Origin of the sequence: Burkholderia sp. IDO3 (assembly GCF_003366075.1) — a bacterium.
GTDB lineage: Bacteria > Pseudomonadota > Gammaproteobacteria > Burkholderiales > Burkholderiaceae > Burkholderia > Burkholderia anthina.
Map to the genome: position 1 here is coordinate 2,239,744 of NZ_CP028963.1, position 25,495 is coordinate 2,265,238.

A 25,495-nucleotide genomic window follows, 5' to 3' on the forward strand; every position below is an offset into this window, starting at 1 on the left:
CTTACCGGGGTGTTTATAGCATGAAGCTTGCATTTTGCCTTCAACGAAAGCGCGGCAGCACCGCCCTTTCGTCGAATCGGCATGACCGGGCGTTACTTCCGGTTCGCCAGCGCCTGCCACGTATCGATGATCGTGTCGGGGTTCAGCGAGATCGACACGATGCCTTCGTCGGTCAGCCATTCCGCGAAATCCGGGTGATCGGACGGGCCCTGGCCGCAGATCCCGACATACTTGCCCATCTTGCGGCAGGTGTCGATCGCACGCTTCAACAAGAACTTGACGGCCGGGTCGCGTTCGTCGAAGTCGGCGGCCAGCAGTTCCATGCCCGAGTCGCGGTCGAGGCCGAGCGTAAGCTGCGTGAGGTCGTTCGAACCGATCGAGAAACCGTCGAAGTGTTCGAGGAACGCTTCGGCGAGGATCGCGTTGGTCGGGACTTCGCACATCATCACGAGGCGCAGGCCGTTCTCGCCGCGCTTCAGACCGAACTTCTCGAGCAGGCCGACGACACGTTCCGCCTGCTTCACGGTGCGCACGAACGGCACCATGATCTCGACGTTGGTCAGGCCCATCTCGTCACGCACGCGCTTCAGTGCGCGGCATTCCATCTCGAACGCCTGTGCGAAGTCTTCGGCGATGTAGCGCGACGCGCCGCGGAAGCCCAGCATCGGGTTTTCTTCGTCCGGCTCGTAACGCGAACCGCCGATCAGCTTCTTGTACTCGTTCGACTTGAAGTCGGACAGGCGCACGATCACGGGCTTCGGATAGAACGCCGCGGCGATCGTCGCAACGCCTTCCGTCAGCTTGTCGACGTAGAACTGGCGCGGCGACGCGTGACCGCGCGCAACGCTCTCGACGGCCTTCTTCAGATCCTGGTCGATGTTCGGGTACTCGAGGATCGCCTTCGGGTGCACGCCGATGTTGTTGTTGATGATGAACTCGAGACGCGCGAGGCCAACACCGCCGTTCGGCAGTTGCGAGAAGTCGAACGCGAGCTGCGGGTTGCCGACGTTCATCATGATCTTGACCGGGATTTCCGGCAGTTCGCCGCGCTGCACTTCCGTGACTTCCGTCTCGAGCAGCCCGTCGTAGATCTTGCCTTCGTCGCCTTCCGCGCACGACACGGTAACGAGCGCGCCATCCTTCAGGATGTCGGTCGCGTCGCCGCAGCCGACGACTGCCGGCACGCCGAGCTCACGCGCGATGATCGCCGCGTGGCAGGTACGGCCGCCACGGTTCGTGACGATCGCCGACGCACGCTTCATCACCGGCTCCCAGTTCGGGTCGGTCATGTCGGCCACCAGCACGTCGCCCGGCTGCACGCGTTCCATTTCCGACGGATCCTGGATCACGCGCACGGGGCCCGCGCCGATCTTCTGGCCGATCGCGCGGCCCGTCGCCAGCACCTGCGACTGGCCCTTCAGCTTGAAGCGCTGCTCGGCCTTGCCGCTCGCCTGGCTCTTCACCGTTTCCGGACGTGCCTGCAGGATGAAGATCTTGCCGTCGCGGCCGTCCTTGCCCCACTCGATGTCCATCGGACGCTGGTAGTGCTTCTCGATGATGACCGCGTACTTCGCGAGCTCGATCACGTCTTCGTCGGTGATCGAGTAGCGGTTGCGCTGTTCGTGCGGCACGTCGACCGTCTTCACGCGGCCTGGCTCGCCCGGCTGCGTGAATTCCATCTTGATCAGCTTCGAGCCGATCGAGCGGCGGATGATCGGGTACTTGTCCTGCGCGAGCGTCGTCTTGAACACGTAGAACTCGTCCGGGTTCACCGCACCCTGCACGACGGTTTCGCCCAGGCCGTAGCTCGACGTGATGAACACGGCGTCCTTGAAGCCCGATTCGGTGTCGATCGTGAACATCACGCCGGCTGCGCCGACGTCCGAGCGGACCATGCGCTGCACGCCGGCCGACAGCGCGACTTCCGCGTGCGTGAAGCCCTTGTGCACGCGATACGAGATCGCGCGGTCGTTGTACAGCGACGCGAACACGTGCTTCATGCGGTCGAGCACGTCCTCGATGCCGACGACGTTCAGATATGACTCCTGCTGACCGGCGAACGATGCGTCGGGCAGGTCTTCCGCGGTCGCGGACGAACGCACGGCGAACGACAGCTCGCTCGGCGAGCCGCTCTTCAGGATTTCGAACTGTGCGCGGATTTCCTGCTCGAGACGTGCCTGCATCGGCGCGTCGACGATCCACTTGCGGATTTCGGCACCGGCTTCGGCGAGCGCCTTCACGTCGTCGATGTCGAGCGACTCGAGACGCTTGGCGATGCGATCGGTCAGATCGTTGTGCTTGAGGAAATCGCGGAAAGCGAGCGCGGTCGTGGCGAAACCGGTGGGGACGCGAACGCCTGCCTCGGACAGCTGGCTGATCATCTCGCCGAGCGACGCATTCTTGCCGCCCACGATCTCCACATCGGTCATCCGCAACTGCTCGAACGGGATTACATACGCCTGGTCCTTTGCGACGTTTGCTGCGTTAGTCATACAAGCCCCTAAGTGTGAAAAAAATGCTCGATTGCGCAAGTGGGCTCGGACGCGGGCGCTTGCAAAAAGGCGCGGCGCGTCTTGCGCAACCTGTTAGATAAACAATCGCAGGACGGAATCGCTTCCGACCCGATTTGCAAAAATCCCGGCAGAAAGGCGATATATTCATACCAATCGCCGAACTTGCCGGGAGTTTTGGATCAAACGCGGCAAGCCCGGGGTGCCGTTTGCACCCTGCCCCCGCAATTGCTTATCCAACAGGTTGCCGCTATTCTACCGTGCCGGCTGCCGGATGTGGCGCGACCTTGTCACTGCGTCTGGAGGCGAACCTCCAGCCGTCCGCGCAACTGCCCTTCACGCTCGACGCCCAGATTCATGCTGCCTACCGTTTTCATCGTCTCCGACGGCACCGGGATCACTGCCGAAACCTTCGCGCATTCGATCCTCTCCCAGTTCGACCAGAAATTCCGCCTCGTGCGCGTGCCGTTCGTCGACTCGCTCGAGAAAGCCTATGCGACCGTCGAAAAGATCAACGACGCCGCCGTGCACGACGGCCGTCGCGCGATCGTGTTCACGACGCTCGTCGACAGCGAGTCGAACGACATCGTCAAGCGCTCGAACGCGCTCGTGCTGGACATGTTCCAGCGCTTCGTCGAGCCGCTCGAACAGGAGCTGGAGCTCAAATCGAGCCATGCGATGGGCCGCGGCCACCAGAATGCCGATACCGACGAATACAAGACGCGGATCGAGGCGATCAACTTTTCGCTCGCGCACGACGACGGCCAGTCGAACCGCAACCTGTCGGAAGCCGACGTGATCCTGGTCGGCGTGTCGCGCAGCGGCAAGACGCCGACGAGCCTGTATCTCGCGATGCAGTACGGCGTCAAGGCGGCCAACTACCCGTTGATTCCGGAAGACTTCGAGCGCGGCAAGCTGCCGTCGGCGCTGTCGCCGTACAGCGAGAAGCTGTTCGGGCTGTCGATCGATCCGCAGCGCCTGTCGGAGATCCGCAACGAGCGCCGCCCCGGCAGCAAGTACGCGGCGCCCGAGAATTGCCGCTACGAGATCAACGAGGCCGAAGCCATGATGCGCCGCGAAGGGATCAAGTGGCTGTCGTCGACGCACAAGTCGATCGAGGAGATCGCGACGACGATCCTGCAGGAGATCCGTCTCGACCGGCAGTCGTACTGATCGCCTGCCCGCTGACGGCCGTCAGGCCGCCGTGAAGAACAAAAAAGGCCGCGTCGGACGCGGCCTTTTCATTTGTTGCGGCGTACCTGCAGGCACGCCGCGCGTCACGTCGTCATCCGTGCCGCTGCTGCCGCACCTGCTCGAACAGACACACCGCCGCTGCCGCCGCGACATTCAGCGACTCCATTCCGCCCGGCTGCGGAATCGTCACGCGATGCGTGGCCGCGTCGCGCCAGAACGCCGACACGCCCGCACCCTCGTTACCGAACACCCATGCCACCGGCCCGGCCAGGTCGCAGTCGTAGATCGCCTGCGCACCGTGCGAGTCGGTCAGCGCGACCGGCACGTCGAGCCGCCCGGCGAGCACGTCCGGCGCGACGTCCTCGTGGATCGACAGCAGAAAATGCGCGCCCATTCCCGAGCGCAGCACCTTCGACGACCATGCATACGCGGTGCCCGGCGCGCAGAACACGTGCCGCACGCCGGCCGCCGCCGCACTGCGCAGGATCGACCCGACGTTGCCGGCATCCTGCACGCCGTCGAGCACGACCGATGTGTGCGTCACGCGCTCGGGCAACGGCTGCGCGGGCCGGTCGACGAGCAACAGGAAACCGACGCCGCTGACCACGTTCGACAGTTGCCCGAACAGCGCATCGGGCAGCGTGACCACCCGCTGCGCGTCGATGCGCGCGATGATCGCCTGCGCCTCGGCGTGACCGAGCGCGCCTTCGGTCGCGACGCACAGCTCGGGCGTGGCGCCCGTCTCGAGATACGCGCTCGCCAAGTGGAACCCTTCGAGCAGCGCCTGGCCGCCGCGGCGCTGCTGGGACGTCGAACCCGCGAGCGCCTTCAGGCGCTTGTACAGCGGGTTGTCGCGGGAAGTAATGCTTTTCATCAGAGGGTCTGTTCCCGCTAATAACGGGCTTGCGAACGTGCGTTGCCGGTCGCAGTGGAAGCAACGCGCGACGCCGCAATGCGGCCGGCAACGCACGTTCCCGAAACTAAAAATCCCTTTCCAGGGGCTGACCCGTTATGAGCGGGAACCGGCCACCAGATCGAGCGCCGCCCGCACGGGCGCGAACGAGCGCCGATGCGCTTCGCACGGGCCGTGTTCGCGTAGCGCAGCCAGGTGTTTCGCGGTGCCGTACCCGGCGTGCACGTTGAAGCCGTACATCGGGAAGCGTTCATGCAGATCGACGAGCATCCGGTCGCGCGTGACCTTTGCGATGATCGACGCGGCCGAGATGCTCGGCACGAGCGCGTCGCCGCTGACGATCGCCTCGGCACGCACCATCAGCGTCGGACAGCGATTGCCGTCGATCTGCGCGAGCGTCGGCAGTACCGACAGACCCTCGACGGCCCGCTTCATCGCGAGCATCGTCGCGTGCAGGATGTTGAGCGTGTCGATTTCGTCGACACTCGCCGACGCGACGCAATACGCGCGAGAACGCGAGACGATCAGTTCATACAGCGCGTCGCGCTTCTTGGCGGACAACGCCTTCGAATCGTCGAGCCCGTCGATCGGCTGCGCGGGATCGAGAATCACCGCGGCGGCGACCACCGGCCCCGCGAGCGGACCGCGGCCGGCTTCATCGACGCCGCAGACGATCTCGCCGGGGCGGCTGAAGTCGAACCCGCCCTGCTCGTCAAGCGACGCGCGGCGGCGTGATACACGAACGGTCGTCATGCGCGCCCCTTGCGTTGCTCGAGTACGCGGACGACCGCTTCGGCGGCCTTCGCGGCCGTGTTCTGCCGCAGCGACACATGCATTTCGGTAAAGACTTCGGTCAGCGTGCGGCGGTTCGCATCGTCGCGCAGCTGCGTGAGCGTCGCGTCGGCAAGCGCCTCGGGCGTCGCGAAATGCTGCAGCAACTCCGGCACGACGAAGCGCCCCGCCAGGATGTTCGGCAAGCCGACATACGGCAGATAGCCCTGCCGGCGCATGATCTGCCCGGTCAGCCAGGGCACCTTGTACGAGATCACCATCGGCTTCTTCAGCAACGCGGCTTCCAGCGTGACGGTGCCGCTCTTCACGAGGATCGCGTCGGCAGCCGTCATCGCGACCTGCGAGCGGCCGTCGGTGATCGTCAGCGCGAGTTGCGGATGCGCGTCGACGAGCGGCTGCAGCAGCTCGCGCAACGCGGGCGTCGCCGCCGGCATCACGAACCGCACGCCGGGCTCGCGCTGCTGCATCAGCGCCATCGCCGCGAAGAACGTCGGGCCGATCAGCCCGATCTCCGAGCGCCGGCTGCCCGGCAGCACCGCAATCACGGGGCCGTCGGGCGGCAGCCCGAGCGCGATGCGCGCGCCGTGCGTGTCGGGCTCGAGCGGAATCTCGTCGGCAAGCGGATGGCCGACGTACGTCGACGCGACGCCTGCCTTGTCGAGCAGCGCCGGTTCGAACGGGAACAGGCACAGCATGTGATCGACGGACTTCGCGATCTTCTTGATCCGGCCGCCGCGCCATGCCCAGATCGACGGGCACACGAAATGGATCGACGGGATGCCCGCGTCGCGCACCGCCTGTTCGACGTTGAAGTTGAAATCGGGTGCATCGACGCCGATGAACGCGTCCGGCCGCTCCGCGAGCAGCTGGCGCTTCAGCTCGCCGCGAATCCTCAGGATCTCGGGGATCTGGCCCAGTGCCTCGACATAGCCGCGCACCGTCAGCTTGTCCATCTGCCAGTGCGAGTCGAAGCCATGCGCGAGCATCCGCTGCCCGCCGATCCCGTAATACTGGGTCGACGCGGGCAGACGCTCGTGAAGTCCGCCGAGCAGCGAGGCCGCGAGCAGGTCGCCCGACGGCTCGCCGGCCACCATCGCGAGCCGGATCTGATTGGTCGGGAGCGACATCGCTTAGCGGATGATGCCGCGCTGCGATGCGTCGACGAACTCGACGAGCGCAGTGACTGCCGCGTCGCCTTCGCCGCCCGCCGTCGCCAGTTCGCGCAACTGCACCTTCGCTTCCTCGAGCGACAGGCCGCTCTTGTACAGCACGCGGTATGCGCTGCGCAGCGCCGAAATCGCGTCGGGCGAGAAACCGCGCCGGCGCAGGCCTTCGACGTTGATGCCGTGCGGCTCGGCCTTGTTGCCGGCCGCGATCACGAACGGCGGCACGTCCTGCACGAGCGCCGATGCGCCACCCAGCATCGAGTGCGCGCCGATGCGCACGAACTGGTGAACGCCCGACATCCCGCCGACGATCGCCCAGTCGCCGATCTCGACGTGACCGGCCATCTGCGCATTGCTCGACAGGATCACGTTGTTGCCGACGCGGCAGTCATGACCGATGTGCACATAGGCCATGATCCAGTTGTCGTCGCCGAGCGTCGTCACGCCGACATCCTGCACGGTGCCCGTGTGGATCGTCGTGAATTCGCGGATCGTGTTGCGGTTGCCGATCTCGAGCCGGGTCGGCTCGTCCTTGTACTTCATGTCCTGCGGACGGCCACCGACCGACGCGTAGTGGCCGATGCGGTTGTCCTCGCCGAGCGTCGTGTGACCTTCGATCACGCTGTGCGAGCCGATCGTCGTCCGCGCGCCGATCGTGACGTTCGGACCGACGATCGCGTACGGGCCGATCTCGACCGATTCGTCGATCTGCGCGCCCGGTTCGACGATCGCGGTGGGATGAATCCTGGTCATGCGCCGTTGCCTCTCGATATGATGTGTCGCGTTGCGTTGCCTGTCCGTGCCGCGTCGCTCAGGGCGCCACGTCGGTCGTCTTGACCGTGCACATCAGTTCGGCTTCCGCCGCCACCTTGCCGTCCACTTCCGCCACCGCCTTGAACTTCCAGATGCCGCGAATGTAGCGTTCGAACGTCACGTTCAGAATCAGTTGGTCACCCGGCTCGACCGGTCGCTTGAAGCGCGCGCCGTCGATCCCGACGAAGTAGTACAGCGTGTTCTCCGGATCCTTCGGCTGCTCTTCCGAGAAGGTCAGCAGCGCCGCGGCCTGCGCCAGCGCCTCGAGGATCAGCACGCCCGGCATCACGGGCCGCTTCGGGAAATGCCCCTGGAAGAACGGTTCGTTGATCGACACGTTCTTCAGCGCTTTGATCCCTTTGTGCGGTTCGAGTTCGAGCACGCGATCGACGAGCAGAATCGGATAGCGGTGCGGCAGCAGCGTGAGGATCTTGTGGATGTCGAGATTGATTTTTTCAGTGCTCATGATGGTTCGTCTCACGCAGGTGCTGCGCGGTGGTGATGCAAAGGCTGAAGCGGGCCGTCATGCGGCCCGGTCTGGCGAACCGGGCCGGATGCGCTGGCCGTGCCCGGTTCGTGGTCTCGCATGATGGGTCAGGCGTCCGTGCCGCCCTGGGCGGCAAGCGCGGTTTCAAGCGCCTTGATGCGGTCGCGCAGCTTGTCGAGGTTGCGCACGAGCGCGGCGCTCCGGTTCCATTCGCCGTGGTCGACGGCCGGGAACGCGCTCGTGTAGATGCCGGCCTTCGGCAGCGACTTCGACACGCCCGACTTCGCGGTGATGATGACATAGTCGCCGAGCGTCACGTGGCCGGCAATGCCCGCCGCGCCACCGATCATGCAGTGGCGGCCGATCGTCGTGCTGCCCGCGATGCCCGCGCTGCCGGCGATCACCGTATAGGCGCCGATCCGGCAGTTGTGGCCGATCTGGACCTGGTTGTCGATCTTCACGCATTCCTCGATGACGGTGTCCGCCATCGCGCCGCGATCGATCGTCGTGTTCGCGCCGATCTCGACGTCCGGGCCGACCGACACGCCGCCGACCTGCGGGATCTTGACCCAGCTGCCGGTGCGCGCGTCGCCGTCGCCGACGAAATCCGGCGCGAAGCCGAATCCGTCGGAGCCGATCACGGCGCCCGAGTGGATGATCGCGCGCGGGCCGATCTTGCAGCCGTGGTACACCGACGCGTTCGGATACAGGTGCGAATTCGCACCGATCGTCGTGCCGCGGCCGATGAACACGTTCGCGTCGAGCTGCACGCCGTCCTCGATCACCGCACCGGCTTCGACCGTCACGTGCGGGCCGATCACCGCGCTCGCGGCAACCTTTGCGGCCGGATCGATCGTTGCGCTCGGATGCACGCCGGCCGCGCGCTGCGGCGTGGCGAGATCGATGAACATCTGCGCGACGCGTGCGAAGTACGCGTACGGGTTCGGCGTCACGATGAAATTGCGAGGGCCGGCCTCCTGGGGACCGGCAGCCGCGCGCAGCTTTTCGAGATCCTTCGGCGCGATCAGCACCGCGCCGGCGCGGGTCGCTTCGACCTGCGACAGGTATTTCGGATTCGCGAGAAACGCGAGTTGCTGAGGGCCTGCCTGGTCGAGCGGCGCGAGGCCGCTCACCTTGCACTGGGCGTCGCCGGCGATCTCGCCGCCGAACCGCTTTACGAGTTCCTCAAGCGTCAATGCCATTCGTCGTCTGCTCCGTTCAGTTCGTCGAGCCGGACGCGAGCGCCTTGAGCACCTTGTCGGTGATGTCGATGCGCGGGCTGACGTACACGGCTTCCTGCACGATCAGGTCGTAATTCTGCTGCTCGGCGATCTGCTTGATGACCCGGTTCGCGCGCTCCAGCACGGCAGCGAGTTCCTCGTTGCGGCGCTGGTTCAGGTCTTCGCGAAATTCGCGCTGCTTGCGCTGGAAATCGGTATCGAGCTGCGCGAGATCGCGCTGCTTCTGCGCGCGATCGGCCGCCGACAGCGACGCGCCGTTCTTGTCCAGCGAATCGGACATCGTCTTCAGACGGGCCGCCATGTCCTGCAGATCCTTGTCGCGCTTCGCGAACTCGGCTTCGAGCTTCGTCTGCGCCGCCTTGGCGGGCGCGGACTCGCGCAGGATCCGATCCGAATTGACCGCCGCGATGCGGGCGACGTCCTGAGCATGTGCCGTCGCCGCGCCCAAGGCCAGCGCAACGGTCAGCGCACACATCACTCGTTTCGAAAACTTACCGGTTAGCAAAATTACCCTCTCGTTGCTGTTGTCATGCGTTCGATCAGAACGCCGTCCCGATCTGGAACTGGAATTTCTGGTACTGGTCGCCTTCGTGCTTCTGCAGCGGGAAACCGAGGCTCAGCTTGAGCGGGCCGATCGGCGAGATCCACGCCAGACCGACACCGTAGCCGTAACGCAGGCCGTTCGCACCCGTACTCGTGCCGCCCGGCGCGTTGCCCCACACGTTACCGCCGTCGAAGAACGTGAACACGCGCAGCGTGCGGTCGTAGCCGGTGCCCGGCAGCGGGAACGTCAGTTCGATGTTGCCCACGACCATCTTCGAACCGCCGATCGGGTCGTTGGTCGTCGTGTCGCGCGGGCCCAGCGAGCTCGGCTCGTAGCCACGCACGGAGCCGATACCGCCCGCGTAGTAGTTCTTGAAGATCGGGTACGAGTTGCCGATACCGTTACCGTAACCGCCTTGCAGGTTCATGCCCAGGATGAAGCCGCGCGAGAACGAATAGTAGTACTGCGCCTGCAGGTCGGCCTTGTAGTACTGGATCTTGCCGATCGGCGCACCGTACTCGACGTTCGCCTGCGTGAAGTAGCCGCGGCTCGGAATCAGCGCGCTGTCACGCGCGTCGCGCGACCATGCCACCGTCAGCGGCGCGGTGTTCGACACGCGGCCGAACTCGTTCACGTAATCCTTGTAGCTCTGCGGCGTCGCCGAATCGACGTCGAGACGGTTCTGCTCGAGACCGACGCCAAAATACACGGTGTCGACTTCCGAGAACGGGATGCCGAACTTCAGGTCGCCGCCCGCGCTGATGATCCGGAAGCTCGAGCTCGTCGAATAGTAGAGCGGCTGGTACGTGCGGTAGTAGACGTCCGTGATCCGCTTGATGCCGTCGACCGTGAAGTACGGATCGACCTGCGTGACGGTCAGCGTACGGTAGCTGCGTGCGGTGTTGACGTTCACCGACAGGCTCGTGCCCGAACCGAACACGTTGTCCTGCGACACGCCGGCCGACAGCACGACCTTGTCCGTCGACGAGAAGCCCGCGCCCAGCGTGATCGCGCCGGTCGGCTTTTCGTCGACCTTCACGTTCACGTCGACCTGGTCGTTCGTGCCTTCGACCGGCACCGTCGTCACGTCGACGTTGGTGAAGTAGCCGAGACGGTTCACGCGGTCCTTCGACAGCGCGAGGCGGTTCGAATCGAACCACGAGCTTTCGAGCTGACGCATTTCGCGACGCACCACTTCGTCGCGCGTACGCGTGTTGCCGACGACGTTGATGCGGCGCACATACACGCGGCGGCTCGGGTCGACGACGAGGTTCAGGTTCACCTTGTGGTTCGCCTGGTCGATTTCCGGCTGTGCGTTGACGGTCGCGAATGCGTAGCCGTATTCGCCCAGCTTGTCGACGATCGACTTGGTCGTCTGCTGCAGCTTTTCAGCGGAGAAGCGATCGCCCGGCTTGATCTTGATCAGCTTGTTCAGTTCGGCTTCGCGATCGAGCAGGTTGCCCGACAGCTTGATGCCCGACACGGTGTACGGCTCGCCTTCGTGCAGCGTGACCGTCAGGTACATGTCCTTCTTGTCGGGCGAGATCGACACCTGGGTCGACTCGATGTTGAACTCGAGATAGCCGCGGTTCAGGTAGTACGAGCGCACGGCCTCGAGGTCGCCCGTCAGCTTTTCCTTCGAGTACAGGTCGTTCTTCGTGTACCAGGAGAACCAGTTCGGCGTCGACAGCTGCATTTCATCGCGCAGCGTGCCGGTGCTGAATGCCTTGTTGCCGATGAAGTTGATCTGGCGGATCTTCGCGCTCGGGCCTTCGGCGACCGCGAACAGGATCGACACGCGATTCGCGTCGACCGGCGTGATCGTCGTCTTGACCTCGGCCGCGTAGAAGCCGCGCGTCAGGTACTGACGCTTGAGCTCCTGTTCCGCCTTGTCGACGAGCGCCTTGTCGTAATAACGACCGTCGGCCAGGCCGACCGCGCGCAGCGCCTTCGTCAGGTTGTCCTTGTCGAATTCCTTCGTGCCGGTGAAGTCGATCGACGCGATGGCCGGACGCTCCTGCACCTGCACGATCACGACGTTGCCTTGCGTGGCGATGCGCACGTCGTTGAAAAAGCCCGTCGCGTACAGCGCGCGAATTGCTTCGGATGCCTTGTCGTCGGTGAAGGTATCGCCCTGCTTGATCGGCAGGTAGGCGAACACCGAGCCCGCTTCGACGCGCTGCAACCCCTCGATCTTGATGTCTTGCACCACGAACGGTGCCGCTGCATGCGCCGCGAGGCCGTGAGCGGCGAGCGCGGCCGCTGCAACTGTCTTAGGTACAAAGCGATGAGGTTTGAACAACGTGCATCCCCAATATTTAGCTGCATCGAATCAGGCGACTGCCCAGCGGCGGCCGCCTGACGCTTCAGAAATGGATTAACCGAGCCAGGTCGTTGAACAGCGCGATCGCCGACAACGCGACGATGCAGATCAACCCGGCTCTTTGCAGAATCAGCTGCCAGCGCTCCGAGATGGCTTTCCCGGTCGCGGCTTCAACCAGATAATATAACAGATGCCCCCCGTCCAAAACGGGAATCGGCAGCAAGTTCAGTACGCCGAGGCTAATGCTGACAAGGGCGAGGAACGATAGAAAGGCCGACGGACCGAGTCGCGCGCTCTTGCCCGCGTAGTCGGCGATCGTCACCGGGCCGGACAGATTCTTCAGCGATGCGTTGCCCGTGATCATCCGCCCGAACATCTTCAGCGAATAGACGGAGATGTCCCACGTGCGGCGCGCGCCGAGTTGCAGGCTTTCGATCGGGCCGTAACGGACGTCGACCGACGGCGTGTGCATCGACAGCGCCGCGCCGATGCGGCCGATCTCCTGCCCCGTGTCGTCGTCGCGCTGCGTCTGCGGCACGACCGACACGGTCTGCGTGGCGCCGCCACGCTCGATCTGCAGCTCGACCGGCTTGCCCGCATGGTGCTTCACCGTGTCGATGAAGCGCGATGCGCCGCCGATGGGCGTACCGTCGAGCGCGAGCAGCTTGTCGCCGGTCTTCAGGCCCGCCTGCTCGGCCGCGCTGCCGGGCTGCACGGACGCCACCGACAACGTGCCGCCGCCGGCCTCGAAGCCCAGGCGCGTCATGAAATCGTCGTCGAGCTGGCTTTCGGGAACGTTGCGCAGATCGACGCGGAAGTCGAACGTCGAACCGCCGTCGCGCGCGCCGAGCACGATCTCGCGATGATCGAATGCGGCGGACAGCAGCTTCCAGCGCAGATCCGACCACGATCGCACAGGCTCGGACTCGCTGCCGTGCTCGTCGCGGATCGACACGATCGTCTCGCCGCCGTCGAAGCCCGCGCGCGCCGCGACCGTGCCGGTGGCCGGCGGTGCGAGCACCGCGACCGGCTCGGTCACGCCGGTTGCGAATACGGCGGAAAACAGGACGATTGCCAACAGGAAGTTCGCGATCGGGCCCGCGGCGACGATCGCGATGCGCTTGAATACCGATTGCCGGTTGAACGCCTGGTCGAGCTCTTCGGGCTTGACGTCCGGCCCCGGCTCGCGCTCGTCCAGCATCTTCACGTAACCGCCGAGCGGCAATGCGGAGAGCGTCCATTCGGTGCCGGTCTTGCGGCTGACCCAACGGGCAACGGGCTGGCCGAAACCGATCGAGAAACGCAGCACCTTCACGCCGCACCAGCGCGCGACGCGATAATGTCCGTACTCATGCACGACGACCAGCACCCCGATCGCCACCGCAAACGCGATCAGTTCGACCAGCACGTTCATGAGCACCTCATTCAGACAGTACGCTCCACGCGGGGCGCAGGCGCTTTGGCAATGATTCCGGCGGCGAGGCGGCGTGCCTCGGCATCCGCCGCAAGGACGTCGTCGAGCCCGTTCGGGTTGCGGTTCGGCAGCGCGTTGAGCACGGCATCGACCGTCGCCGCAATCGCCATGAAGCCGATCCGGCGCTCGAGAAACGCTTCGACCGCGATTTCGTTCGCCGCGTTCAGTGCGGCGCTCGCGATGCCGCCCTCTTCAAGCGCCTTCAGCGCGAGCGCGAGGCACGGGAAACGCGTGTAGTCGGGCTTTTCGAACGACAGCTGTGCGATCTGCGCGAGGTCGAGCTGCTCGACGCCCGCGTCGACGCGCTCCGGGAACGCGAGCGCATGCGCGATCGGCGTACGCATGTCGGGGTTGCCGAGCTGCGCGAGCACCGAGCCGTCGCGGTACGACACCAGCGAATGGATCACGCTTTGCGGATGGATCAGCACCTCGATCCGGTCGCCGGCCAAGCCGAAGATCCAGTGCGCCTCGATCACTTCGAGGCCCTTGTTCATCATCGTCGCGGAATCGACCGAGATCTTGCGGCCCATCACCCAGTTCGGATGCTTGCAAGCTTCGTCCGGCGTCACGTCGACGAGCGTGGCCGGCTCGCGCGTGCGGAACGGGCCGCCCGACGCGGTCAGGATGATCTTCGAAATCCCGCCGTGCTCGTTCGCGTCGCGCGGCATGCACTGGAAGATCGCGTTGTGTTCGCTGTCGACCGGCAGCAGGATCGCGCCATGGTCGCGCACCGCGTCCATGAAGATCCCGCCCGACATCACGAGCGATTCCTTGTTCGCGAGCAGGATGCGCTTGCCGGCGCGCGCGGCCGCGAGGCTCGGCGCGAGGCCGGCCGCGCCGACGATCGCCGCGACGACCGTGTCGCAACCGTCGCTCTTCGACACGTCGACGAGCGCCTGCGGCCCGTACAGCACCGTGGTCTTGCTGCCCGCCGCGCGCAGTTTCGCCTCGACGTGCGCGGCCGTTGCCGCATCGCCGACCACCGCGACTTCGGGCGCGAAGCGCAGGCACTGCTCGACGAGCTTGTCGCCATTGCGGTGCGCGGTCAACGCGTAGACCAAGAAACGCTCCGGATGGCGGGCGACCACGTCGAGCGTGCTGTCTCCGATCGAGCCCGTGGAACCGAGCAGTGTCAGACGTTTTTGCATAACAGAAATAGTGGTTTAACCAAGCAGCAGCATCGCGAGCGGCAGCACCGGCAGCAGCGCATCGACACGGTCGAGCACGCCGCCGTGACCGGGCAGCAGTCCGCTCGAATCCTTCACGCCCGCCTGACGCTTGAGCAGCGACTCGAACAGGTCGCCGATCACGCTGTAGACGACCAGCAGCGTCAGCGCGGCCCACGCACCGGGCATCCCGTAGCGCGCGGCAAATGCGGAAAACAGGGTCGGCTCGAACCAGTGCGCGGCCATCGCGACACCGGCTACGACCATCACGGCAAGCCAGCCGCCGATCGCGCCTTCCCAGCTCTTTCCGGGACTGATCGTGATCGCCAGTTTACGCTTTCCGAAGGCCTTGCCGGCGAAGTATGCGCCGATATCGGCCAGCCAGACGACCAGAAGCAGCGACAACACGAACGGAACGCCCTGCGCACGCGCCGCAACGAGCGCGTGCCAGCAGGCCGCGAAGACCAGCAACCCGGCTGCGAGCAGGAACGGCCGCCATATGCCGGCCGCGAGCGTCGGCTTGCGCCGCAGCGCAAACGGTCCGACCAGCAGCCAGAACACGCCGGCCGCCATGAAAAGGGGGCGGGATGAAGCCGCGTCGACGCCGAGCGGCACGGTCGCCGCGAGTACCAGCGCCGCGACGACTGCATAGACGACGGAACCGGCGCCGCCCAGCTTCAGCAGGCGCGCCCATTCCCACGCGGCGAACACGAGCACGACGCCGATCAGCGCGCCGAACGCCGTGAGCGGCGCGAACAGCGTCACCGGCAGCAGCACTGCCAGCATGACGATCGCCGTGATCACACGGGTTTTCAGCATGAAAGGGAGTCGGCGTTCTGCGATTGCGGTTCGAGTTGCGCGCTGGTGCGCCCGAAACGGCGCTCGCGCTCGGTATACGACGCGATCGCGTCGGCCAGCGCCGCGCCGTCGAAGTCCGGCCAGTATTTGTCGGTGAAATAGAATTCTGCGTACGCGAGCTGCCACAGCAGGAAATTGCTGACGCGCTGTTCGCCGCCGGTACGGATGAAGAGATCGGGCTCCGGCGCGTAGGCCATCGCCAGATGCGGCGCGAACGCGTCTTCGGTCACGTCGACCTCGCGCCCCTCGCGCACGGACTGCTCGATGAGTTTCTTCGTCGCCTGCAGGATGTCCCAGCGGCCGCCGTAGTTCGCGGCGATCGTCAGGGTCAGGCGGGTGTTGCGCGCCGTCTTGGTTTCGGCGCGGCGGATCAGTTCGCGGATGCGCGGCTCGAAGCGGTCGAGGTCGCCCACGACGCGCAGACGGATTCCGTTTGCGTGCAGCTTGCCGACTTCGCGCTCCAGCGCGGTGATGAACAGCCGCATCAGGAACGACACTTCTTCGTTCGGACGCCGCCAGTTTTCCGAACTGAACGCGAACAGCGTCAGGTATTCGACGCCGGCGCGCGCGCAGCCTTCGACCACCGCCCGCACGGCATCCACGCCGCGGGTGTGCCCCGCGACGCGCGGCAAGCGGCGTTCGGTCGCCCAACGGCCGTTGCCGTCCATGATGATCGCGATGTGACGCGGCACGGCGCCGACGTCAGGCACGCGAACGGTAGAGCTGGTATAAGTCATGGCCGTTGAGACAGTAATGCGGGAAGAAGGCGGCGCGCGAGGACGGTCGTCAGACCGTCATGATCTCGGCTTCCTTGCTCTGCACGAGCTTGTCGACTTCGGTGACGTGCTTGTCCGTCAGCTTCTGCACGTCGTCGCTCGCACGGCGCTCGTCGTCTTCCGAGATTTCCTTGTCCTTCACGAGCTTCTTGAGCGCTTCGTTCGCGTCGCGGCGCAGGTTGCGGATCGCGACCTTGGCCGTTTCACCTTCGCCCTTGACCACCTTGGTCAGCTCGCGGCGGCGCTCTTCCGTCAGCGCGGGCATCGGCACGCGGATCAGGTCGCCGGACGTGGCCGGGTTCAGGCCGAGATCGGCTTCGCGGATGGCCTTCTCGACCTTCGCGACCATGTTCTTTTCCCACGGCTGCACGCCGATGGTACGCGCATCGACGAGCGTCAGGTTCGCGACCTGCGAGATCGGCACCATCGACCCGTAGTAGTCGACCTGCACGTGATCGAGCAGACCGGTGTGCGCACGGCCCGTGCGGATCTTCGCCAGATCGTTCTTGAACGCTTCGATCGAGCGCTGCATCTTCTGCTCTACGCCCTTCTTGACATCAGCGACACTCATTTCAACCTCCGAACCTTCAAACCTTCAAAGAACGCGGGCCCCGCCCGGCGCGCTTCGCACCACGGCCGACGACCCACGCCGCTTGCCCGCATCCGCGGGAGTTTACACGTGGACGAGCGTACCTTCGTCCTCGCCCAGCACGATGCGCTTGAGCGCGCCCGGCTTGTTGATCGAAAACACGCGAATCGGCAGCTTCTGGTCGCGGCACAGCGCGAAGGCCGTCGCGTCCATCACCTGCAGATTGCGGCTGATCGCTTCGTCGAAGCTGATCGTCGTGTAGCGCGTGGCCGACGGATCCTTCTTCGGATCGGCAGAATATACGCCATCGACCTTGGTCGCCTTCAGCACGACCTCGGCGCCCACTTCCGAACCGCGCAGCGCGGCGGCCGTGTCCGTCGTGAAGAACGGGTTGCCCGTGCCGGCCGCGAAGATCACGACCTTGCCTTCCTCGAGCTGGCGGATCGCGCGGGGCCGGATATACGGCTCGACGACCTGGTCCATGCGCAGCGCGGACTGCACGCGCGCGACGATACCGGCGTGGCGCATCGCATCCTGCAGCGCCAGCGCGTTCATCATCGTCGCCAGCATCCCCATGTAGTCGGCCGTTGCGCGGTCCATGCCCGCCGCACCGCCCGCGACGCCGCGGAAAATATTACCGCCGCCGATCACGACGGCGAGCTGCGTGCCGAGACCCACGACTTCGGCGATATCCGCCACCATCCGCTCGATCGTCGCGCGATTGATGCCGAAGGCATCGTCGCCCATCAGCGCTTCGCCGGAGAGTTTGAGGAGGACGCGTTTATAGGCATTGGACATAGGGGCTTCCGAGCGACGAGAGGATGACAACCACGAACTGTAGGGGCGAAATACTGATTCGGGCAAGCGCCGACGGTCGAACCGGGGTTCCCGGCCGGCCGGCGGCGGCGCCGGCCGCGGCGGAGCGGACGCCCGCCGCGGATACTGCCTAACTGCTTACTGCTGCTTTGCTGCTGCGACTTGCGCGGCCACTTCGGCGGCGAAGTCGTCCTGGCGCTTCTCGATGCCTTCGCCGACCACGAACAGCGCGAACTTCTGCACTGCCGCATTCGCTGCCTTCAGCATCTGCTCGATCGTCTGCTTGTCGTTCTTAACGAACGTCTGGTTCAGCAGCGACACTTCCTTCAGGTACTTCTGGATGCTGCCGTCGACCATCTTCGCGACGATTTCAGCCGGCTTGCCCGATTCGGCAGCCTTCTGTTCGGCGACGCGGCGTTCCGTGTCGATCAGTTCCGCCGGCACGTCGGCCGACGACAGCGCGACCGGCTTCATCGCGGCGATGTGCATCGCGACGTCCTTGCCGACCTGCTCTTCCGCGCCCGTGTACTCGACGATCACGCCGATACGCGCGCCGTGCAGGTACGTCGCGATCTTGTTCGCGGTTTCGAAACGCACGAAACGGCGGATCGAGACGTTTTCGCCGATCTTGCCGACCAGGGCCAGGCGCACTGCGTCGACCGTCGAGCCCTCCAGCGGCAGCGCCGACAGCGCAGCCACGTCGGCCGGGTTTTGCGTCGCGACGAGTTCTGCAACCGTCTTCGAGAATGCGAGGAAGTCGTCGTTCTTCGCGACGAAGTCGGTTTCGCAGTTCAGCTCGACCAGCGAGCCCGCGTTGCCGCCGACGAACGATGCGACGACGCCTTCGGCCGTCACGCGCGATGCCGCCTTGCTCGCCTTGTTGCCGAGCTTGACGCGCAGCAGCTCTTCGGCCTTGGCCAGATCGCCGTCGGCTTCCGTCAGCGCCTTCTTGCACTCCATCATCGGTGCATCGGTCTTTGCGCGCAGTTCTGCCACCATGCTTGCGGTAATTGCCGCCATCATTCGCTCCTTGAGTCTGTATTCACAACGCCGCCCGCTTGGACGCGAACGGCCGAAAATCGTTTCCGGACCCGCGCCGATTCGACGCGATCAGGTCCGGCGCACAAGCTTAAAAAAAGGGGGCCTGTTGAGAGCCCCCTTTTTGCGCCGGCTCGGGGCCAGTTACGCGTTTTCCTCGACGTATTCGTCGTCGCCGCGTGCGGCCTGGACCACTTCGTTGACCGCGTTCGCACGGCCTTCGAGGATCGCGTCGGCCACGCCTTCGGCGTACAGCGCGACCGCCTTGCTCGAGTCGTCGTTACCCGGGATCACGTAATCCACACCTTCCGGCGAGTGGTTCGTATCGACCACGGCGATGACCGGCACGCCCAGCTTGTTCGCTTCCGTGACGGCAATCTTGTGGTAGCCGACGTCGACGACGAAGATCGCGTCCGGAATGCCGCCCATGTCCTTCACGCCGCCGATCGACTTCTGCAGCTTGGCGATTTCGCGTTCGAACAGCAGCGCTTCCTTCTTGCTCATCTTCTCGGTTTCGCCCGATTCGACAGCTGCTTCCATGTCCTTCAGGCGCTTGATCGAAACCTTCAGCGTCTTGAAGTTGGTCATCATGCCGCCGAGCCAGCGTGCGTTGACGTACGGCATGCCCGCGCGCTGCGCTTCCTGAGCGATCGTGTCGCGCGACTGGCGCTTCGTACCGACGAACAGGATCGTGCCGCGGTTAGCTGCCAGCTGGCGCACGTACTTCTGTGCGTCCGTGAACATCGGCAGCGTCTTTTCGAGGTTGATGATGTGAATCTTGTTGCGGTGACCGAAAATGAACGGAGCCATCTTCGGGTTCCAGAAGCGCGTCTGGTGACCGAAGTGGACACCCGCTTCCAGCATTTGGCGCATCGTAACTGCCATGTAAATTCTCCACGAGGGTTGGGTCTTAAGCCGGCTGCCGTACCGCCGCGCGAACGCGCCCCGAAGGACCTTCGTTCCGCGCGGCCGGCACCCTGGTTGCGCCGGCTTGCGATTCGGCACGTGCGAAAATGCCCGTGCCGCAAGCCTTTCATCGCCACTGCCGCCCCGCCGGAGGCAGGCCCGAGGCAGGTTCGGCATTTGGATGTCGACTTAGCCAAAGAGTATAGCACGCCGATTTGTCGGCTCTCAAGTCGCCCGCCACTTTTGCTTGCCGCGCGGCAGCGGGCCGGGCAATCCGCGAAAACCCGCATCCGCACCGCCGGCAGGGGCTGCGAGGCCCGCCATAAGGTGCGATAATCCGTCAATTCACCGCATTCCAGGCATACCTCGATGGCTATTACGCTCAAAAACGAACACGACATCGCCGAGATGCGCGTCGCCTGCCGTCTCGCGAGCGAAGTGCTCGACTTCATCACCCCGCACGTCGTCGCGGGCGTCACGACTGCCGAGCTCGACCGGCTCTGTCACGAATTCATGCTCAACGAGCAGGGCACGATCCCCGCGCCGCTGAACTATCAGCCGCCCGGCTATCCGCCGTACCCGAAGGCAACCTGCATTTCGGTCAACGACGTGATCTGCCACGGCATCCCGGGCGAGAAGGTGATCAAGAACGGCGATGCGCTGAACATCGACATCACCGTGATCAAGAACGGCTACTTCGGCGACACCAGCCGGATGTTCATCGTCGGCGAAGGCTCGATCCTCGCGAAGCGCCTCGTGCAGACCACCTACGAGTGCATGTGGCTCGGCATCGATCAGGTCAAGCCGGGCGCACACCTCGGCGACATCGGCTATGCGATCCAGAAGCACGCGGAAGCGCAGGGCTACAGCGTCGTGCGCGAATACTGCGGCCACGGCATCGGCACGGTGTTCCACGAAGATCCGCAGGTCGTCCACTACGGCCGGCCGGGCACCGGCATCGAGCTGAAGGCCGGGATGATCTTCACGATCGAGCCGATGATCAACGCGGGCAAGCGCGACATCCGCACGATGCCCGACCAGTGGACGGTCAAGACGCGCGACCGCAGCCTGTCCGCGCAGTGGGAACACACGGTACTCGTCACCGAGACGGGTTACGACGTGCTGACCGTGTCGGCCGGCACGCCCGCGCGGCCGGTGTTCGCGCAACCGGCCGCCGCGGTCTGAGCGCGCGGTCGCGCCAGCCCGCCCTGCCCGCACCTGAACGGCCGCCCATGAGCGCTCACGCCGCCCCCTCGCCCGAAGCGCTGTCGCGGCGCGCCGAATTCAAGGCCGCCAAGACCGACATGCTCGAGCGCTTTCGCAGCGCGACCAACGTCGCGTCGCTGATGCACGCGCTGTCGAAACTCACCGACGATGCGCTCAGGCGCGTGTGGGACGACTGCGGGCTGCCCGCGACGCTCGCGCTCGTCGCCGTCGGCGGCTACGGGCGCGCCGAGCTGGCACCGTACTCCGACGTCGACATCCTCGTGCTGCTGCCCGATGCGCACGACCCCGCGCTCGACACGCGGATCGAGCGCTTCATCGGCATGGCATGGGATCTCGGTCTCGAGATCGGCAGCAGCGTGCGTACCGTTGCCCAGTGCATCGAGGAGGCATCGCAGGACGTCACCGTGCAGACTTCGCTGCTGGAGGCGCGCCGCATCGTCGGCAGCACCGCGCTGTTCGAGCGCTTCACCGTGCGTTATCACGAAGCGCTCGACGCGCGCGCGTTCTTCACCGCGAAGGTGCTCGAGATGCGCCAGCGTCACGCGAAGTTCCAGGACACGCCGTACAGCCTCGAGCCGAACGTGAAGGAAAGCCCCGGCGGGCTGCGCGACCTGCAGACGATCCTGTGGATCGCGCGCGCGGCCGGCTTCGGCAGCAGCTGGCGCGAACTCGACACGCGCGGCCTCATCACCGAGCGCGAAGCGCGCGAGCTGCGCCGCAACGAAGGATTCCTGAAGACGCTGCGCGCGCGGCTGCACGTGATCGCCGGCCGGCGCCAGGACATGCTCGTGTTCGACCTGCAGACGCAGGCGGCCGAGAGCTTCGGCTACCGGCCGACGCCGGCCAAGCGCACGAGCGAGCAGTTGATGCGCCGCTACTACTGGGCAGCGAAGGCCGTCACGCAGCTCGCGACGATCCTGATCCAGAACATCGAGGCGCAGCTGTTCCCCGCGACGAGCGGCATCACGCGCGTGCTGTCGCCCGACCGCTTCGTCGAGAAGCAGGGCATGCTCGAGATCGTCGACGACAGCGTGTTCGAGCGCCATCCCGACGCGATCCTCGAAGCGTTCCTGCTGTACGAGACGACCCGCGGCGTGAAGGGCCTGTCCGCCCGCACGCTGCGCGCGCTGTACAACTCGCGCGAAATCATGAACAACGCGTGGCGGCGCGAACCGCAGAACCGCCGCATGTTCATGCAGATCCTGCAGCAGCCCGAAGGCATCACGCATGCGTTCCGCCTGATGAACCAGACGAGCGTGCTGGGCCGCTACCTGCTGAATTTCCGCCGCATCGTCGGCCAGATGCAGCACGACCTGTATCACGTGTACACGGTCGACCAGCACATCCTGATGGTGCTGCGCAACATCCGCCGCTTCGCGGTGGCGGAGCACGCGCACGAGTACCCGTTCTGCAGTCAGCTGATCGGCAATTTCGAGCGCCCGTGGGTGCTGTATGTGGCCGCGCTGTTCCACGACATCGCGAAGGGCCGCGGCGGCGACCACTCGACGCTCGGGATGGCCGACGCGCGGCGCTTCTGCCGCGAGCACGGGATCACCGGCGACGATGCGGCACTGATCGTGTGGCTCGTCCAGCATCACCTGACGATGAGCCAGGTCGCGCAGAAGCAGGACACGAGCGATCCGGAAGTGATCAAGCGCTTCGCCGAACTCGTCGGCACCGAGCGCCGGCTCACCGCGCTGTACCTGCTGACCGTCGCCGACATCCGCGGCACGAGCCCGAAGGTATGGAACGCGTGGAAGGGCAAGCTGCTCGAGGATCTGTACCGGATCACGCTCGCGGTGCTCGGCGGCGCGAACCCCGACGCGCATTCGGAGCTGAAGTCGCGGCAGGAGGAAGCACTCGCGCTGCTGCGCCTCGAGACCGTGCCCGACGACGCGCACCGCGCGCTGTGGGATCAGCTCGACATCGGCTTCTTCCTGCGCCACGACGCGGCCGACATCGCATGGCAGACGCGCGTGCTGTACCGGCACGTGAATGCCGAAACCGCGATCGTCCGCGCGCGGCCGTCGCCGATCGGCGACGCGCTGCAAGTGCTCGTGTACGTGAAGGACCGCCCCGACCTGTTCGCGGGCATCTGCGCGTATTTCGACCGCAACGGGCTGTCGGTGCTCGATGCACGCGTGAGCACGACACGGCACGGCTATGCGCTCGACAACTTCATCGTCACGCAGACCGAACGTGACGTGCGCTACCGCGACATCGCGAACCTCGTCGAACAGCAACTCGCGACGCGGCTCGCCGAAACCGCAGCGCTGCCGGAGCCGTCCAAGGGCCGCCTGTCGCGGCTGTCCCGGACGTTTCCGATCACGCCGCGCGTCGACCTCCGGGCCGACGAGCGCGGTCAGTACTACATCCTGTCCGTGTCCGCGAACGACCGGCCGGGCCTCCTTTATTCGATCGCGCGCGTCCTGGCCGAGCATCAGGTCGGCGTCCACGCGGCGCGGATCAATACGCTCGGCGAACGCGTCGAGGACATCTTCCTGCTCGACGGTGCCGGCCTGTCCGACAACCGCCTGCAGATCCAGCTCGAAACCGAATTGCTGCGCGCGATCGCAGTCTGAATGAATCCCAGCGTTTATGCGCACCAAATTAACCGTCAAGAATCCGAAGCCGGCGTCGCCGACCCGCGCCCCCGTCCGCTCCGGCAGCCTCGTCGCCCGCAAGGCGGTGCGCCCCGCCGCACCGTCCGCGGCCGACAAGCCGGCGCGCCCGAAGAAGGCGTCCGCGCCGGCAGCCGCCGGCGAACGTGCATTCAAGCCGCGTGCCACGGAACGTCCGGATGCGGAGCGTGCTCCGGCGAAGCGGGCCCCGCGTGACGGCGGTGCGGAACGCGGCTATCGCAGCGATGCGAAGCCGGGCGGCCGCGGCGAGCGCGGCGATGCCCGTCCGTATCGCAGCGCCGAAGGCGGTGCACGCGCACCCTATCGAGACAAGGCAGCCGGTGAAGGCGCGAAGCGCAGCTTCGGCGAACGCGGCGCATCGTCCGATCGCCCCGCACGTCGCAGCGACGACGATGCGCGGCCGCGCCGCTCAGGTGCCGAAGGCGGCGCACGCGCGCCCTACCGCGACAAGGCAACCGGCTACGGCGAGAAGCGCAGCTTCGGCGAGCGCGGCGCGTCGTCCGATCGCCCCGCACGTCGCAGCGACGATGCGCGGCCGCGCCGCTCGGATGCCGAAGGCGGCGCACGCGCGCCCTACCGCGACAAGGCAACCGGCTACGGCGAGAAGCGCAGCTTCGGCGAGCGCGGCGCGTCGTCCGATCGCCCCGCACGTCGCAGCGACGATGCGCGGCCGCGCCGCTCGGATGCCGAAGGCGGCGCACGCGCGCCCTATCGCGACAAGGCAACCGGCTACGGCGAAAAACGCAGCTTCGGCGAGCGCGGCGCGTCGTCCGATCGTCCGGCCCGCCGCAGCGACGACGATGCGCGGCCGCGCCGCGCCGGTGCCGAAGGCAGCACACGCGCACCCTATCGCGACAAGGCAGCCGGTGAAGGCACGAAGCGCAGCTTCGGCGAACGCCGCACGTCGTCCGATCGTCCGGCCCGCCGCAGCGATGACGATGCGCGACCGCGCCGCGCCGGCGCCGAAGGCGCCGCACGCGCGCCCTATCGCGACAAGGCGGCCGGTGAAGGCGCGAAGCGCAGCTTCGGCGAGCGCCGCACGTCGTCCGACCGTCCGGCCCGTCCCGCACGCGACGGCGAACGCAGCAGCACCGCGCGCCGCTCGAGCGGCGCGCCGCTGAAAACCGCGCAACCCGTCAAGCGCCGCGAGGCCGACATCGATCACGGCGACGAAACGGGCCTGATGCGCCTGTCGAAGCGCATGTCCGAGCTCGGCCTGTGCTCGCGCCGCGAAGCCGACGAATGGATCGAGAAAGGCTGGGTGCTCGTCGACGGTGAACGCATCGACACGCTCGGCACCAAGGTCCGCCCCGACCAGAAGATCGAGATCGACGAGCGCGCCAGCGCCGCGCAGGCCGCGCAAGTGACGATCCTGCTGCACAAGCCGGTCGGCTACGTGTCCGGTCAGGCGGAAGACGGCTATGAGCCCGCATCCGTGCTGATCACGCGCGCGAACCAGTGGAGCGGCGACCGTTCGCAGGTTCGATTCTCGCCGCAGCACCTGCACGCGCTCGCGCCGGCCGGTCGCCTCGACATCGATTCGACCGGCATGCTCGTGCTGACGCAGAACGGCCGGATCGCGAAGCAACTGATCGGCGAGCAGTCGGACATCGACAAGGAATATCTGGTGCGCGTGCGCTTCGGCGAGCGGCTCATCGACATCGATCAGCATTTCCCGGCTGAATCGCTCGCGAAGCTGCGCCACGGTCTCGAACTCGACGGCGTCGCGCTGAAGCCGGCGATGGTGAGCTGGCAGAACGGCGAGCAGTTGCGCTTCGTGCTGCGCGAAGGCAAGAAGCGTCAGATCCGCCGCATGTGCGAGCTGGTCGGCCTCGAAGTGATCGGCCTGAAGCGCGTGCGCATGGGCCGCGTGATGCTGGGCGCGCTGCCGCAAGGGCAATGGCGCTATCTGTCGGCCGACGAGTCGTTCTGACGTTCTGACGGCGAGCACGCTACGCGTGCCACGCAAAGAAAAAGCCCGCTTGCGCGGGCTCAGATTGTTGACAAACCCTCGCCAAGC

General features: G+C 65.8%; 21 protein-coding genes. 4 read left to right on the forward strand and 17 right to left on the reverse strand.

Annotated elements, in window-relative coordinates:
• Positions 1-92: 92 nt before the first annotated feature.
• Positions 93-2,492: a phosphoenolpyruvate synthase gene (gene ppsA / locus DCN14_RS25055; RefSeq protein ID WP_096503333.1), complete on the reverse strand. Its 2,400-nt coding sequence runs from the start codon at positions 2,490-2,492 to the stop codon at positions 93-95.
• A gap of 375 nt (positions 2,493-2,867) precedes the next feature.
• Between ppsA and DCN14_RS25065 the strand changes: the two genes are divergently transcribed.
• Positions 2,868-3,683, forward strand: coding sequence for a pyruvate, water dikinase regulatory protein (locus tag DCN14_RS25065; protein ID WP_096503337.1), 816 nt, complete (start codon positions 2,868-2,870; stop codon positions 3,681-3,683).
• Between the two features lie 112 nt (positions 3,684-3,795).
• Here the strand turns inward: DCN14_RS25065 and DCN14_RS25070 are convergent, their stop codons facing one another.
• From DCN14_RS25070 to rpsB, 16 genes are all read right to left on the reverse strand, one after another.
• Positions 3,796-4,578 (reverse strand): RNA methyltransferase, encoded by a 783-nt coding sequence (locus DCN14_RS25070; RefSeq protein ID WP_096503339.1) that lies wholly within the window; start codon positions 4,576-4,578, stop codon positions 3,796-3,798.
• A 135-nt stretch (positions 4,579-4,713) separates the two neighbouring features.
• A complete protein-coding gene (gene rnhB / locus DCN14_RS25075; RefSeq protein ID WP_096503341.1) occupies positions 4,714-5,370 on the reverse strand; it encodes a ribonuclease HII in 657 nt (218 codons plus the stop codon).
• On the reverse strand, positions 5,367-6,536 hold the full coding sequence (lpxB, locus tag DCN14_RS25080; RefSeq protein ID WP_096503343.1) for a lipid-A-disaccharide synthase: 1,170 nt from the start codon (positions 6,534-6,536) through the stop codon (positions 5,367-5,369). The genes rnhB and lpxB overlap by 4 nt, the downstream gene beginning before the upstream one ends.
• A gap of 3 nt (positions 6,537-6,539) precedes the next feature.
• Positions 6,540-7,328 (reverse strand): acyl-ACP--UDP-N-acetylglucosamine O-acyltransferase, encoded by a 789-nt coding sequence (gene lpxA, locus DCN14_RS25085; RefSeq protein ID WP_096503345.1) that lies wholly within the window; start codon positions 7,326-7,328, stop codon positions 6,540-6,542.
• A 58-nt stretch (positions 7,329-7,386) separates the two neighbouring features.
• Positions 7,387-7,854 carry a 3-hydroxyacyl-ACP dehydratase FabZ gene (fabZ, locus tag DCN14_RS25090; protein ID WP_021159112.1) on the reverse strand — a complete coding sequence of 156 codons (468 nt, stop codon included), beginning with the start codon at positions 7,852-7,854 and terminating at the stop codon, positions 7,387-7,389.
• Positions 7,855-7,982: 128 nt separating this feature from the next.
• Positions 7,983-9,077, reverse strand: coding sequence for a UDP-3-O-(3-hydroxymyristoyl)glucosamine N-acyltransferase (gene lpxD / locus DCN14_RS25095; RefSeq protein ID WP_096503347.1), 1,095 nt, complete (start codon positions 9,075-9,077; stop codon positions 7,983-7,985).
• Positions 9,078-9,093: 16 nt separating this feature from the next.
• Positions 9,094-9,591, reverse strand: coding sequence for an OmpH family outer membrane protein (locus DCN14_RS25100; RefSeq protein ID WP_172441892.1), 498 nt, complete (start codon positions 9,589-9,591; stop codon positions 9,094-9,096).
• A gap of 64 nt (positions 9,592-9,655) precedes the next feature.
• Positions 9,656-11,962, reverse strand: coding sequence for an outer membrane protein assembly factor BamA (gene bamA / locus DCN14_RS25105; RefSeq protein WP_096503351.1), 2,307 nt, complete (start codon positions 11,960-11,962; stop codon positions 9,656-9,658).
• Positions 11,963-12,026: 64 nt separating this feature from the next.
• Positions 12,027-13,397 (reverse strand): RIP metalloprotease RseP, encoded by a 1,371-nt coding sequence (rseP, locus tag DCN14_RS25110; RefSeq protein ID WP_096503353.1) that lies wholly within the window; start codon positions 13,395-13,397, stop codon positions 12,027-12,029.
• Positions 13,398-13,408: 11 nt separating this feature from the next.
• Positions 13,409-14,605, reverse strand: coding sequence for a 1-deoxy-D-xylulose-5-phosphate reductoisomerase (locus tag DCN14_RS25115; RefSeq protein WP_096503355.1), 1,197 nt, complete (start codon positions 14,603-14,605; stop codon positions 13,409-13,411).
• A 15-nt stretch (positions 14,606-14,620) separates the two neighbouring features.
• Positions 14,621-15,442 (reverse strand): phosphatidate cytidylyltransferase, encoded by an 822-nt coding sequence (locus DCN14_RS25120; protein WP_096503357.1) that lies wholly within the window; start codon positions 15,440-15,442, stop codon positions 14,621-14,623.
• On the reverse strand, positions 15,436-16,218 hold the full coding sequence (gene uppS, locus DCN14_RS25125; protein ID WP_096503359.1) for a polyprenyl diphosphate synthase: 783 nt from the start codon (positions 16,216-16,218) through the stop codon (positions 15,436-15,438). Before uppS ends, DCN14_RS25120 begins: the two co-directional genes overlap by 7 nt.
• Before the next feature lie 49 nt (positions 16,219-16,267).
• Positions 16,268-16,828, reverse strand: a complete 561-nt coding sequence (frr, locus tag DCN14_RS25130; protein ID WP_096503361.1) for a ribosome recycling factor — start codon at positions 16,826-16,828, stop codon at positions 16,268-16,270.
• Positions 16,829-16,930: 102 nt separating this feature from the next.
• Positions 16,931-17,644 (reverse strand): UMP kinase, encoded by a 714-nt coding sequence (gene pyrH, locus DCN14_RS25135; RefSeq protein WP_011885142.1) that lies wholly within the window; start codon positions 17,642-17,644, stop codon positions 16,931-16,933.
• A 156-nt stretch (positions 17,645-17,800) separates the two neighbouring features.
• Positions 17,801-18,682, reverse strand: a complete 882-nt coding sequence (gene tsf / locus DCN14_RS25140) for a translation elongation factor Ts (protein WP_096503363.1) — start codon at positions 18,680-18,682, stop codon at positions 17,801-17,803.
• A gap of 162 nt (positions 18,683-18,844) precedes the next feature.
• Positions 18,845-19,585, reverse strand: coding sequence for a 30S ribosomal protein S2 (rpsB, locus tag DCN14_RS25145; RefSeq protein ID WP_011352461.1), 741 nt, complete (start codon positions 19,583-19,585; stop codon positions 18,845-18,847).
• 390 nt (positions 19,586-19,975) lie between these two features.
• Here rpsB and map point away from each other — a divergent pair, with 390 nt between their 5' ends.
• Genes map through DCN14_RS25165 form a run of 3 tightly spaced genes read left to right on the forward strand, consistent with a single transcriptional unit; the run spans position 19,976 to position 25,408 of the window.
• The gene (gene map / locus DCN14_RS25155; RefSeq protein WP_046545985.1) at positions 19,976-20,791 is read left to right on the forward strand and encodes a type I methionyl aminopeptidase; all 816 of its coding nucleotides are present in this window, start codon (positions 19,976-19,978) and stop codon (positions 20,789-20,791) included.
• Between the two features lie 47 nt (positions 20,792-20,838).
• Positions 20,839-23,415 carry a [protein-PII] uridylyltransferase gene (locus DCN14_RS25160; RefSeq protein ID WP_096503365.1) on the forward strand — a complete coding sequence of 859 codons (2,577 nt, stop codon included), beginning with the start codon at positions 20,839-20,841 and terminating at the stop codon, positions 23,413-23,415.
• A 16-nt stretch (positions 23,416-23,431) separates the two neighbouring features.
• A complete protein-coding gene (locus tag DCN14_RS25165) occupies positions 23,432-25,408 on the forward strand; it encodes a pseudouridine synthase (protein ID WP_115531444.1) in 1,977 nt (658 codons plus the stop codon).
• The last annotated feature ends 87 nt before the right edge of the window (positions 25,409-25,495 follow it).